The sequence below is a fragment of the Paenibacillus sp. FSL H8-0280 genome (assembly GCF_045040665.1).
GTDB lineage: Bacteria > Bacillota > Bacilli > Paenibacillales > Paenibacillaceae > Paenibacillus > Paenibacillus xylanexedens_A.
Window position 1 is genome coordinate 601,593 of the sequence record NZ_CP150296.1, and the last position, 12,958, is coordinate 614,550.

Below are 12,958 nucleotides of genomic sequence, written 5' to 3' on the forward strand. Positions count from 1 at the left end.
GAGAGGGGGTGACCTTGTGAGACCTGCAGTTACAGGATGGAAGGAATCCGCTGCGGTTCATTTTGTGGCAAATGAAGTACATATCTGGACGCAGCCTCTTCCGCACAAGGGAGAGGATTTTTTGTCAAGGTTGGATATAGACACCTGTGTACTGAGCCAGGATGAAATTGAACGTGTACAGAGAAAACAGAAACAATCCATGCATGATGCTCAGAAGCTGGTTATGTCGCGTACATTTCTGAGAGAAGTATTGGCAATGTACACGGGTCAATCAGCGTCAGATATTTATATTGAATATGGGGCTTCAGGCAAACCCTATGTTCAGAGCGGACCACAGTTTAACCTTTCTCATACCGAAGGATGTTGTGTACTGGCATTAGCGGCTCATACAGAGCTGGGAATTGATCTTGAGTATGTACGTCCTTTGCTGCGGATGAGCGCGGTAATCAGGCGATTTTTGACGGAAGATGAGAAGAGTTATGTACTGGCTCGCAGGGAGGAGGAACAGGTAACGATCCGGCGCGTTTGGCAAGTCCTCACACAAAAAGAGGCTTGGATTAAGGCGTGTGGTCAATCTCTGTCCGGACAGTGGCGAAAACTGAATACGATGGGAGGAGGGTTAGATGGGCATCACGTTGTGGAACGGGAAGGGCAACATTATAATTTGCAGTCTTTGAACGTAGGTCCGAATTATTCCGCCACCTTATGCACTACAGGGAAGACAAGACCACTTGTACGCTGGATGAATGTTGCTGATGATAAACAAAGCTAGGGATAATTTTAAATTATAACTCACATATCTATTGTCTAAACATTGGCATTACCTATAATATGGACAAATGGTACCTTAATTTACCAATGTTAAATTCGTTGGTTCAATTCCAAGGAGGTTTGTCATGATTCAGTTCCCTAAACCGGATGTCGAGCAATATTTTCAGACGTACCGTATTTCGCATTTTGCCGTATCGGCAGACGAGAAACGTTTGTTCATGGACAGCAATCTGAACGGTCAGCCGAATATTTGGGCGATGGATTTGCCTGGAGGATACCCGTATCCTTTAACGTACTTGAACCAGAGCAGTCAATTTATCAAAGCAGACCCGCAGGGGCGTCATCTTCTTACCGCGTTTGATCGGGATGGAGATGAGAACTATCATCTATATGCACTCCCACCCGAGGGTGGTGTTCCACTGCCTGTGGTTCCGGCGGAACCAAATGATCGCTGTTATTTCGCTGAGTTGTCTGAGGATGGACAGCGTCTCTATTATGTCACCAGCGCGGGTAATCCGAATTATCTGAATTCACGCCGCATCGATCTGGAGACAGGGGAAGATGAACTGTTATACAGTGGAGAAGAGGTTACGAGCAGCCTGTTTGCTGTAAGTCCTGACGAGAAGAGTTATGTCATTTTAAAAATGTACTCCAATACGTATCAGACGGCGCATCTGTATCGTAATAATGAAGAAATGGAGATTCTGCCAGCTTCAGAACGTCATAGTCAGGTATCCGATCTGATTTTTGCAGATGACAATCGTCTTCTGTTCATTACCAATGATGACTCCGCATACGCCTATGTGGCTGAGTATCGTATCGATACCCGCGAATTCCGTTTATTGTGCAGAATCGAAGGGGAAGATGTGGAGTTTATCCGCTGGCATCAGGCTTCCGAGACCTTATATTTCTGGACACTTACAGGGCCGGAGAATCGCATGTACGTATTGGGCAAAAATGCCGATGAACCTCGGCGCATAGAGATGCCACTGGATACGATAGAGCAGGTGAACGTTACGAAGGCTGGCAATGTGTATATCCTCGGACGTGGAGCAATTCAACCGCATAACATTTATCGCAAAATAGCAGGTGCTGAGTCCTGGGAGCCGCTGACTGCCAATCGGGTAACCGGACTGGACCCAAGTGATCTCGTGTACCCTGACGTTATTCAGTATAACTCCTACGACGGACTGGAGATTGAAGCTCTCTTGTTCAAAGCAAAACCAGCTCAGGCCAATGGCTACACCGTATTTTGGCCTCATGGTGGGCCGCAAGCATCCGAAGCAAAGTTTTTTCGGCCGATGTTTCAGATGATGCTCGCTCAGGGCTATCATATTTTTGCACCGAATTTTCGGGGCAGTACCGGGTATGGTGCGGAATTCGTCAAATTGGTTGAACGTGATTGGGGTGAGGGCCCAAGGCTGGACTGTGTTGCCGGGATCAACTGGCTGTTTGATCAGGGAATTACCTCGCCGGAGCGGTTGTTTGTGGTAGGTGGAAGTTATGGGGGATATATGACCCTGTTATTGGCAGGGCGCCATCCGGAGCTGTTCCGGGCAGCGGTCGATATTTTTGGGCCAAGTAACCTGTTCACATTCCTGGAATCCGTACCGGAAGACTGGAAGCCGATGATGGATAACTGGCTGGGTGATCCGGTCCGTGACCGCGAACGTTTAACGAAGGATTCACCAATTACGTATCTCGATCAGATGGTGAACCCAATGCTGGTCATCCAGGGTGCTAATGATCCAAGGGTCGTGAAGGCCGAATCCGATCAGATCGTGGCTGCGCTCCAGTCGAAGGGACTTGATGTGGAATACATCGTTCTGGATGATGAGGGTCATGGCTTCTCCAGGAAAACAAACGAGATTCTTGTGTACCGCCGGATGCTGGAGTTTTTGCAGAAACATCAGGAGTCACCCGTCGCACAAGCTTAAGTTGAGAGATTCCATCGTTGACTGAAATATAGTGAGATGAGGAAAACCGCCAAAGATCAAGGATGATCTCTGGCGGTTTTATGCGTGCGCCCGCATGTTGGGCGATATATATGGAACGATACATTCTACTAATCTAACAATGCGACAATCGAATTGATGGACTGCTGCGCCCACTGTGCAAAAGGCAGGTCGGCTGCCCACGTCACTTGTCCTGTCGCTTTGGCTTCCCCCCACCACAAGATACGTTGATAGAGCAGATGCATGCTGAGACGTGTGCGGAAGTGTTGGCATTTCTCCTCATCTGCTGCACAGACCAGATCCCGGTAGCAGCGAAGGAACTGTGCGGCCAGTTCTGGTTGACCCTCACGAACATACCTGGTGGATATTTTGGTTAGGTCGGCTGTGCCGTCTCCGAAATAGGCGGTTGTAAAATCGAACAGACCACTAATCTGCCACCCTGAAGAACGGCCGTCCAGATTTTGAATCAGAATATTCTCGACCTTGAAGTCTCCCATGACAAAACACGGAACAGCTTTGGATCGAAATGCCGGTTCAGCATTCTTGAATTGCTCGTCCACCCACTGAACATCTTCATCCGTAATCACCGAGTATTGTTCAGCATCATGTAACCAGTGACGAATGGTTCCGTACAACCAGTCCAGATAATCGCCTGCAAAGGAAACAATCTGCTGCGCTACAGGGTCATATTCCCCGGCATCAGGCACCTTCCAGCGGTGCAGTTCAGCCAAAGTATGGGCAAACATACAGGCGATCTCTTCCTGATCTTGCTGTGACAGTGAAGCCTGGAATGCTGGATCATACAGGTGATTCCCGGGCAGGCGTGGCATTATGGCATAACTCCAGCCTAGCAGATGGGTATCTTCATGTAATAAATATGGATCAGGGACAGGAATGGACGTATGTTTCGCCAGTTGTTCTACAAAGAACTTTTCTTCCTGTAACTGTCCTGCATATAAAGGATTGCCTTTCAGAATATACTCTCCACGGGAAGAGCGAATGAGCAGTGTCTGACCCATAACACCTTTATCTGTTCGTCGATAATCTTTAAGAGTTCCCAGATCAAGCTCATTCAGCGCATCCTGCAATGAAACTGCGGCCACTTCGCCAAGTTGATTGGAACCAAAATATATACGGGTTGTCATATGGCCGGACCCTCCTGGGGTTTAGTCCTCATTCTCTTCGTCAGATAGGTCATACGTATGCTCATCGACCAATCCACGGATGAAAGCTTCAAAATTCGGCGCAAGATATGTAATCTCATAATCATTTTCCTGATCCACATGAACGACACAGGGTTCGCCTTCAGGACCACAGAATCGATAATCCAGCATAACAACATCATGACCAGCGGATGGACAATCACATATCACAATCCCTAGGTCGGGGTATCCCCAATCTTCGATCATGAACCGACTTCCCAGCTCACCAGCGAGTGCGTATATTTTATCGTGTCCAATTCCCATAATGCTTGAAATGGCAATGTGATCCTCAGCCCAGGAAGTCGCTTCTTTGGTGGGAAATACAGTGAGCGCAGGGATACCGCCGTTTTGCGTATTCATCAGTTGAATATAGGAAGCGGGCAGCTTGTAACCCAATTCTTTCTCAATAGTCAAAATCTCTTCTTCATCAAAAGGTTCTGATACATGATTGTCCTGCGCATAATCACTCTGTACCCAGAACGTTGCGGGATCATAAGTCCCTGAAGCGGCTCTTAGATGGTTCTGTATACCGCTCTGCTCGAATGCGGCAAGCTCCTCTTCATGACGCTGGCGATCTCGACGCATCTTGTCCGCTTCGGGACGGACCTGACGAAGGAATTCCAAGGTAGATTCATCGTGCGGCAAGAGTTCGTCCGCTCTCTCAAAAGCCAGTAGTGCCTGTTCATAACTCGCTATATGACAGTATGCATAACCCAAACGGTATTGCCAGAGCGGGTCGCTTACCCCTTGCTCCTCGACAGACAACAGATGTTGAACGGCTTCGCGGTAGCGTGCGTCATTGTTATAGGCTCTGGCGAGTTGACCAATCAGATCATAATCCCGCTCTGAGACGGGGATTCGTTCAATATGTTCAATAATGAGACTGAATTGGTCCTGCTCATGCCACAAGTTGATTTGTTCCAGCAGTTCTCTTTCCATGAATAGGCCTCACTTCCGTAGGAGGGGTATGAATCTCTTTCATTATATAATAAGTATGTGTTGGTTGGAGAATGTATAAATCAAGCTCATGTATAAATCAAGCTCTTCGTAGCATACTGTTTAAGTATACTTTAAGTTTAATCTATAAAGTTTAAATTATGTTTAACTTTGTTTAAGTATGATGTTGAAAGTTAAACTTTACTATCCTATACTAGGAGTGTGAGGTGAGATGGATATGGGAATCACAAGAGTTGAAGTGAATATATTTAGTCAGAACACGGATGAGATTGCTTCTGAGTTAGTTCAGAGCTTGAGTAATTCGGATAATAGTATTTTACTGTTCAAAGTGCTGGCACTTGCAGTCAAAAATAATGCTGAATTTGTCCGTAACCTGGATGAATCTATCTTTGAAGATGCTGATATTTTTAGAGAGAAGTATGTTACTCTTCTCAAACATGCGTTAAGTCAAGCAGTGGATGTACCGACAGGAATTACAGACAGTGGTGTTCCTTTTATTGAAGCTGTACGTTCTTATACTCCTAAAGAATTATCTGTATTTTTTGGAGTGAGTATTACGACGATTTTCAACTGGATTGATCAAGGCCGTTTTATGGGGATTCAAAGAGCCGGGTCCAACAAACATAATCTCATCCCAGATGATACTACATATGTGTATGGATCAGGTAAGAGAACGACGATTAAAGAGATTGTGACTATGTGGAAAAAGGAAGAGGCAGAACACCAATCTACAATAGGAGTCAGTGACCTGGATTACCACACAGGGCAAATTGCCTTATATGAAGATAAATACAAAGGGGAATTCGAACGGACACTCGGAACTAAATTGAACTTAACACCTGAAGAAGAAACCGATGCACAAGTTTGGAAACACCATTTGGGGAGGCAGCGTCTTGGCTTTAAAGATACCGAAAAGTAATTTTCGTTTTATTGAGAATGATTTTTCAGATATTATTATGGAGATTCGAGATGGTGCCCAGGGTCTTCCAAGCAGTGCTAGAACTATTCGTAAAACAATTGTCTTTAATGATTTATCGAAGATGTACTGTGTAGAGGAGATAGATCGAAACGGGGGATTCATCGAGTTATATTGGTATGATTGGTATGATGATCAAAAAGAGTTGATTATGAAATTCCATGCTCATTATCATCCAGATGAAACACCTGCTAATATCACGATGTATGACCCGTTTCATATTCATACGGCAAATGAAAGAAGATTAAATAATGAAAAATTTCAAGAATTATATACGATTCTTGAATTTATTAGATTAAGAAATATCTCTATTAAGTTATAATAGTTCAACGGTGATATGATGTTTGTACATACGAATTAAACAACACTCCCTGAACTTAGGCATTATAGCCACAGTTCAGGGAGTGTTGTTTTTATTTATAGTTTATGTGATTAAAACGATATGAATTGAACTAATCATTTACACAAAACGGAGAGGACAGAAAGAACTTGAAAAAGCGCAGCGTTCGCCTTTATCACCGGATTTTCCCTTGAGAAAGGGAATCAAAAAATCTGGGGATAACAGCGATTGGAAAGTTGTTCTGTCATCGTAGTATCAGTGTAAATAATTTTCAGTTTAATTCGATATGGAGAATCTTTATTACAAATCGTCAAATCCGTTATCGTCGCCAACTTTACCGTAGTTACGGGATTTAGCTTCGAAGAAGTCGGTTTTGGTTGCATTTAGTGCTTCATCGGAGAATGGCTTAATCCAAGGCATGCAGTTTACATCCACACCTTCATATGCTTTTTCCATACCCATCAGACGCAGACGTTTGTTGGCGATGTACTTGATGTAATCTTCCAACTCGTTCAGGTCAATGCCGCGCACGTTGCTGAGTGTGTAATGTGCCCAGTTGGTTTCAAGCTCAACGGCACGATGGATTGTTGTGTATACGTAGTCCATGTTCTCAGGTGTGTTCAGTTCAGGGAAGTCCACCAGCAACTGTTTGTACACTTCAGCGAAGAAGTAACAGTGTTGGTTTTCATCCCGCTGGATATACGAGATCATCTGGCTGGTTGCCATCATTTTCTGGTCACGGGCCAGGTTGTAGAAGAAGGCAAACGTACTATAGAAGAAGATACCTTCGAGTACCAGATCGGCTACCATAGCCTGGAAGAACGTCTGTGGAGACGGCTCGTCCCGGAATGTTTGGTAAATGTCTGCGATGAAACGGTTACGGTCAAGCAGGACTGGATCATGTTTCCAGTATTCAAAAATTTCCTTTTGCTCCCGATCAGATACGATGGAAGACAGGACGTAGGAGTAGGATTGGTTATGAACGACTTCCTGTTGTCCGATAATGGCCGAGATCGCTTCGAGTGAAGAATCGGTAAAGTAACGTTTTACGTCACCAACAAACATCGTCTGCATGGAATCAAGTACCGCGAGCAGAGAGATGTTGATTTTGAACGTACGTTGCTCTTCCTCGTCCAGTTGAGCAAACTGGGAAGCATCTTTGGACATTGGAATCTCGTCTGCGATCCAGTGGTTGAGCAATAGTACTTTGTACAATTTGTACATATGAGGCATACGAATGTCGTTCCAGTTCAGGATACCGGAGCATTCACCTTCAATAATACGGGTCGATTGGTTAGGGGCTTCGGTGTTAAAAATTTTCTGTACTTGCATTGTTCCGTTCACTCCTTGAATGAATTTACACTGTATAACTACGATGACAGAACAACCTTCCGATCGCTGTTATCTCCTGATTTTTTTGATTCCCTCTTTCAAAGGGGAAAATCCGGTGATAAAGGCGAAGTGTATGCTTCCGAAGTAGCTTTCTTTCAGAAAGCTTTTAGCTCCGCTTCTTTAGCTTTGTTCTGTCCTCTTCGTTATCGTGTAATCATTAATTCTTTTATATATTAGGGTTCTATAATGTGGCATCTATATCAACATCTTGCGATGCTGTGATCGTGTTTTGGGCAAAAAAGAACCAGGGCAACGCCATTTTGCAATCAAAACAGGATGCCCTGGTGGTCACCTCGAATCTAGTAAATCTTCTCTACCATGGATAAAGCGTAACTTGCGCAAAAATCAAGATTCTTCAATCGTTAATGCACGGCTACGAACATAATAAGTTGATTTCATGCCGGCTCTCCAGGCGTGCAGATGCAATTCCAGGAATTCTGTTGCTTTAATATCTGGTCGAACGTAGAAGTTGAAACTTTGTCCCTGATCGACGTGGCGCTGACGGGCAGCCGCCATATTAATGGAAGCATGTTGATCCACCTGGAACGCCGTTTGGTAATAAGGGCTTGTTTTTTCAGACAGATCCGGAGCCGGGTTGGCAATTTTGTAAGTTGTTTTCTCTTCATAAGATAACAGCTCATAGAGCGGATCAATACTAGCCGTTGAGCCGGCAATGATGGACGTGGAACCATTAGGTGCAATGGCGAACAACCAAGCATTACGTACACCGTTTTGTCGTACTTCGGCTTGCAGTTCTTTCCACTGTTCGGTTGTCACGAACTCGCCTACGCGCTCACCTGATGTGTACTCGCGTTGGTCGAAGTAATGACCACTTTCCCAATCGGAACCTTTGAATTTCGGATAATGTCCTTTTTCTTTGGACAGCTCCATACTGGATTTCACGAGCAGGTAGTTAATTTTTTCATACAGATTATCGTTATACGTTACAGCTTCTTCAGACTCCCAATGAATGCCTTCGAGAGCAAGCAGGTGGTGAAGTCCAAACGTTCCCAGACCGACTGCGCGATATTGGCTGTTGGTATATTGGGCTTGCAACACTTCAATGTTGTTAATGTCGATAACGTTGTCCAGCATGCGCACCTGAATCGGAACGAGACGCTCCAATACATTATGAGGTATAGCACGTGCCAGATGGATGGAGTTCAGGTTGCAGACAACAAAGTCGCCAGGCACTTTGGAAATCACGATGCGAGTTTGTCCATCCTTGGTTACGAGTTCTTCCTTTTCAATCACAGTGGCAGACTGGTTCTGCATAATTTCGGTACACAGGTTGGAGGAGTATACCATACCGTGTGCACGGTTAGGATTTGAGCGGTTAACCGTATCCCGGTAGAACATGTATGGCGTACCTGTCTCCAGTTGGGATTTAAGTACACGCTTCATGATGTCAATCGCCTGTACTGTAATCCGGGACAGCAGTGGGTGATTCACCGCTTCTTCGTATTTATCACGGAACGCACCTTCACCAAAGGACTCATCATAGAAATCTTCCAGTCCGAGTGCACGACCATTCTCGTCCTTCCAGCCCATCACTTTCTTTGTTTCGTGCGGACAGAACAGGCTCCATTCGCCGCGAGTGGATACCCGCTCCATGAACAAGTCAGGCAGACAGATGCCGTGGAATACGTCATGCGCACGCATACGTTCGTCACCGTTATTCAGCTTCAGATCCAGGAAGGCCAGAATGTCTTTGTGGAAAACGTCCAGGTACACGGCAATGGCACCTTTACGCGTACCGAGCTGGTCTACGCTGACCGCTGTATTGTTCAGTTGGCGAATCCAAGGGATTACACCGGAACTTGTATTTTGATGACCACGGATATCCGAACCACGAGCTCTGACTTTGCCGAGGTAAACGCCGATGCCGCCACCCATTTTGCTCAGACGAGCTACATCCGTGTTGGAATCAAAGATACCTTCGAGTGAGTCGTCTACCGTATCAATGAAGCAGCTGGAGAGTTGACCGGCTACTTTTTTACCTGCATTGGACATCGTAGGAGTAGCTGCGGTCATGTACATGTTGCTCATTGCCCAGTATGCTTCCTTGACGAGATCCATACGTTTCTCGGCAGGCTCTTGGTGCATTAGGAACATGGCGATAACCATATAACGCTCTTGTGGCAATTCCATTACTTTTCCATCAAAATCGTGTGCGAGGTAACGTTCTGCCAGTGTGAGCAAGCCGATGTAATCGAAGAGCAGATCGTTGCGGTAGTCAATGCACTCAGCAAGTTCGTCGATCTGTTCTTTGGTGTAACATTCCAGCAATTCTTCGCGGTAGATACCTTTCTTCACGAGATCTACAAGAAGAGGATGGAATGCGCCATAAGGCTCGTCCGGGTAAGACTTGTATCTGCGGTTGGTAGCCGCTTTTTTGTAAAGGGAAGTGAGCAGGGAGCGTGCCGCTGCAAATTTCCAATTAGGCTCCTCTTTAGTTACCAGTTCCAGTGCGCTCATGATAAAAGCGTTGCTGATTTCGTCTCCGGTAACTTCATCACGGCGGAGCTTGCTGTTTACCCCACGTACCAGACGTTCCTTGTCCAGCATTTCCAGTCCTTCCAGAGTACGGTCGGCATATACCGAGATGCGCATATCATCAAAGGCAAGCTGGCGGTTGTTCGGCTTGGTCACAACTTGTGGCATGAATATTCCTCGCTTTCGCATGTTTAAGAGATAAATTGGAGAAATTCTTTATATAAAGAATTGAGTGTTGTCTTACGGTGAGAAAAAGGTAAAGGTTGCTTTTGGCAGACTGAAACGGCGTTGACAAGTTCATGTCTTAAATCGCTCAACTTGAGGAGCACAAAACAGCACAATGCAGAACATGCTCATATAAAAAGCATTCTCCCGCCTCGCGGCTGAAAATGCCCATGGATGCTCTGGCTTCCTTACTGTCTTAGAAGTTCTGGATATCGACAGAAAAGGGTGCTTATGTAAGCTTTGGTCTATTGCAGATGTGCCTGTAGTTTGAGGATACCGGATGCAGTCCAAACAGCCCCGTTAACCTCCATGTCAACTCTGTTTCGAGAAAGCGATTTACACCTACAGGGACGTGCCTTTGGAGGTGATTTCATCCTGTTTTTCGCGAGAATGCAGAAGGTGACTAATAGAAGCGGAGAAATCTAGTGTTACTACATTTTGTAGCTGTCAACATACTGTAACCCAACATATTGTGTTTGTAAAGTGGGCCGATACAGTAAAACGTAATTCCGAGTATACCATTTAAGCCAAGAATCCGCAAAGGAAAAGGACTGGAAGATTTGAAGATTTATCAAAAAAAAATTTTGACCAATTTGAATGACGTCTTCACGTCAGTTTGAATTGTAACGCATTCAACTGGTAGAATAAAAATAGTCAAAAATCGACTAAAATTAGCGGCAGCGGTTGTTCACGGGGCCCAGAGGAGGCGGAGCAAAATGGCAATAGCAGAAGTGACTGTAATTCCAATCGGAACGGGTACAACCAGTCTAAGCAGTTATGTGGCGGACATGCAAAAGGTATTGGAACATCAACGGGGCATTACATATCAGTTAACTTCCATGAGCACCATTATTGAGGGACCGCTTAACGAGATCTTTACAGCAATTGCGGCTCTGCATGAAGCGCCGTTTTTGTCAGGAGCTCAGCGTGTTTCCACATCCGTCAAAATTGACGACCGTCGTGATAAACCGGATGCCTCAAGTATACAGAAGTTACAATCGGTTCAGGATAAACTGACGTCACTTCAGGCAAGACCCAATTAATGGTTTAGTATAAACATCCATATATACGGTTATTCGGTATGTTATAAGTCATTAATTAAAGGTTAGATTGTGTCTGTCTGTGTAGTTAACGTGAATTTCTGATATCTATAAACTGAAAGACAAAAAGACCAGCTTAACGTTCATTAAGCTGGTCTTTTTGTATACTCATTTAACATTTTAATTAATCTGCCACTACCAATGAGGCTCCAATCAAAGTGGCGTTGGTGTAACCACCGCCAACATTTTCAAAAGAGAAGTTGGTAATTGGCGCACCGATAACAGTGGCATAATCACCATCAAGCAAATCTCCGGTCGTTGCAGGATATAGCGCTATAATATCGTTTCCGTTCTCATCCATGACATGAACGATAGAGAAAGTTGCTCCGAGAGAGCTATCTTCTTCAACGGAAATGACTTCCCCGTTAACTTGTACGAAAGTTTTGTAATAGTTGGCTACATTTTTATTCAGATGACGGGTCGTTACATTGGAGTCAACAAGCCCCTGTACCTTTTTGCTTAGTTCTGCCGTAATGGCAGGGAATACATCGTTATGTTTACCGAAGAATTCATAAGATGCCTGCTCCATAAAGGCTGTGTCTTCTGTAATGTACGGAGTTAACTCATTAAAGAAATCCGCAGCTGATGCCGTAACAGATGAATTTCCAGTCGTTGCAGTTGGTGCTGTTTGCTCCAGAGAAGCAGTAATGCTTAGGGAATCAAGGATATCTTTGATCTCATCCTGATTATAAGTATCCTTGGCGTAGGTTAACGTCATGGTATAGAGTTCTGTATTGGTCGGAATCAGATACTGCACAAGGATAACATCTGTACCCGAGGAATGCTTATAGGCTCCTTCCAAGACACCAGCGCTATATTCTTTATAAGGCTTGTTTGTGTAGCTGGTTTTTTTATAATCGGAAATGCCGATGCTTGAACCGCTTTGTGTGTAATAATCCACTATATTATTGGCGTATTCTTCAGGATTAATTGAACCGGTTGAGCTGGCCTCAATCGTCAGATTCATATTATCTGCAAATGTGACTGATGAAGATTGGTCTGAAAAAGCAGCTTTAATGGATGGAGCATTCATTTGACTTGTATCTACGCTTTTCCAGGATTCAGGATATGCAAAAGAAAATCCTTCTCCACTATATGTAGTGTATTTCGTAGCTTTTGCTTCTGTTGAGACAGTTTCAGTTGCTTTGGATGCTTCGGACGCTTGGCTATTGGTTGTTGTGTTTGTTTCTGAATTACCACAAGCAGTAAGCAATGTGGCTAATGCCAAAATCGTAATAAGTTTCTTCATTATGTCTAATTTCTCCTAATGTGCTTCCCATCGGTTGGGATTTTTTCTAAGGTCATCATTCGTTTGGGATAATCTAGTTTAAGGTGGCGGGGATGGAAACTCCTTTCTATTTTATTAGTAAAATAATAACATAAATAAAGATTTCAGTATTCATAATTACTAAAAAGGTAATTTATCTGTATTTAACAAGTTAAAAGCTAATAATATACCGTATGGGTATCCATTTTGAGCGATAGTACATACATTTGGTTGATATAACCGTGGGATTTATGTATGACTTAAACATATTTGAACA

Annotated in this window: 10 protein-coding genes; 5 read left to right on the top strand and 5 right to left on the bottom strand. The window is 44.3% G+C overall.

The window, feature by feature from the left end; genetic code table 11:
- Positions 1-16 precede the first annotated feature (16 nt).
- Positions 17-772 carry a 4'-phosphopantetheinyl transferase family protein gene (locus MHI12_RS02835; RefSeq protein WP_405171466.1) on the top strand — a complete coding sequence of 252 codons (756 nt, stop codon included), beginning with the start codon at positions 17-19 and terminating at the stop codon, positions 770-772.
- Positions 773-896: 124 nt separating this feature from the next.
- Positions 897-2,708 carry a S9 family peptidase gene (locus tag MHI12_RS02840; protein WP_405171467.1) on the top strand — a complete coding sequence of 604 codons (1,812 nt, stop codon included), beginning with the start codon at positions 897-899 and terminating at the stop codon, positions 2,706-2,708.
- A gap of 128 nt (positions 2,709-2,836) precedes the next feature.
- On the opposite strand, the gene MHI12_RS02845 is transcribed toward MHI12_RS02840, so the two are convergent.
- A complete protein-coding gene (locus tag MHI12_RS02845) occupies positions 2,837-3,871 on the bottom strand; it encodes a phosphotransferase family protein (protein ID WP_405171468.1) in 1,035 nt (344 codons plus the stop codon).
- A gap of 21 nt (positions 3,872-3,892) precedes the next feature.
- The gene (locus tag MHI12_RS02850; protein ID WP_405171469.1) at positions 3,893-4,867 is read right to left on the bottom strand and encodes an SMI1/KNR4 family protein; all 975 of its coding nucleotides are present in this window, start codon (positions 4,865-4,867) and stop codon (positions 3,893-3,895) included.
- 229 nt (positions 4,868-5,096) lie between these two features.
- On the opposite strand from MHI12_RS02850, the gene MHI12_RS02855 reads away from it, so the two are divergent.
- On the top strand, positions 5,097-5,804 hold the full coding sequence (locus MHI12_RS02855; RefSeq protein WP_405171470.1) for a hypothetical protein: 708 nt from the start codon (positions 5,097-5,099) through the stop codon (positions 5,802-5,804).
- Positions 5,779-6,183, top strand: a complete 405-nt coding sequence (locus MHI12_RS02860) for a DUF6516 family protein (protein WP_051447033.1) — start codon at positions 5,779-5,781, stop codon at positions 6,181-6,183. The genes MHI12_RS02855 and MHI12_RS02860 overlap by 26 nt, the downstream gene beginning before the upstream one ends.
- Before the next feature lie 318 nt (positions 6,184-6,501).
- Here MHI12_RS02860 and MHI12_RS02865 read toward each other — a convergent pair whose 3' ends face one another.
- Positions 6,502-7,533 carry a ribonucleotide-diphosphate reductase subunit beta gene (locus tag MHI12_RS02865; RefSeq protein WP_036607380.1) on the bottom strand — a complete coding sequence of 344 codons (1,032 nt, stop codon included), beginning with the start codon at positions 7,531-7,533 and terminating at the stop codon, positions 6,502-6,504.
- A gap of 405 nt (positions 7,534-7,938) precedes the next feature.
- Positions 7,939-10,257: a ribonucleoside-diphosphate reductase subunit alpha gene (locus tag MHI12_RS02870; protein WP_047840293.1), complete on the bottom strand. Its 2,319-nt coding sequence runs from the start codon at positions 10,255-10,257 to the stop codon at positions 7,939-7,941.
- A gap of 773 nt (positions 10,258-11,030) precedes the next feature.
- Between MHI12_RS02870 and MHI12_RS02875 the strand changes: the two genes are divergently transcribed.
- Positions 11,031-11,357, top strand: coding sequence for an MTH1187 family thiamine-binding protein (locus MHI12_RS02875; protein WP_017690882.1), 327 nt, complete (start codon positions 11,031-11,033; stop codon positions 11,355-11,357).
- Between the two features lie 181 nt (positions 11,358-11,538).
- On the opposite strand, the gene MHI12_RS02880 is transcribed toward MHI12_RS02875, so the two are convergent.
- Entirely contained in the window at positions 11,539-12,663 is a 1,125-nt protein-coding gene (locus tag MHI12_RS02880) for a PsbP-related protein (RefSeq protein ID WP_405171471.1), read from the bottom strand.
- Positions 12,664-12,958: the final 295 nt, after the last annotated feature.

Coding starts and splice junctions, on each gene's coding strand:
- MHI12_RS02840 (WP_405171467.1), top strand. CDS start 897: ATGATTCAGTTCCCTAAACCGGATGTCGAGCAATATTTTCAGACGTAC.
- MHI12_RS02845 (WP_405171468.1), bottom strand. CDS start 3,871: ATGACAACCCGTATATATTTTGGTTCCAATCAACTTGGCGAAGTGGCC.
- MHI12_RS02850 (WP_405171469.1), bottom strand. CDS start 4,867: ATGGAAAGAGAACTGCTGGAACAAATCAACTTGTGGCATGAGCAGGAC.
- MHI12_RS02855 (WP_405171470.1), top strand. CDS start 5,097: ATGGATATGGGAATCACAAGAGTTGAAGTGAATATATTTAGTCAGAAC.
- MHI12_RS02865 (WP_036607380.1), bottom strand. CDS start 7,533: ATGCAAGTACAGAAAATTTTTAACACCGAAGCCCCTAACCAATCGACC.
- MHI12_RS02870 (WP_047840293.1), bottom strand. CDS start 10,257: ATGCCACAAGTTGTGACCAAGCCGAACAACCGCCAGCTTGCCTTTGAT.
- MHI12_RS02875 (WP_017690882.1), top strand. CDS start 11,031: ATGGCAATAGCAGAAGTGACTGTAATTCCAATCGGAACGGGTACAACC.
- MHI12_RS02880 (WP_405171471.1), bottom strand. CDS start 12,663: ATGAAGAAACTTATTACGATTTTGGCATTAGCCACATTGCTTACTGCT.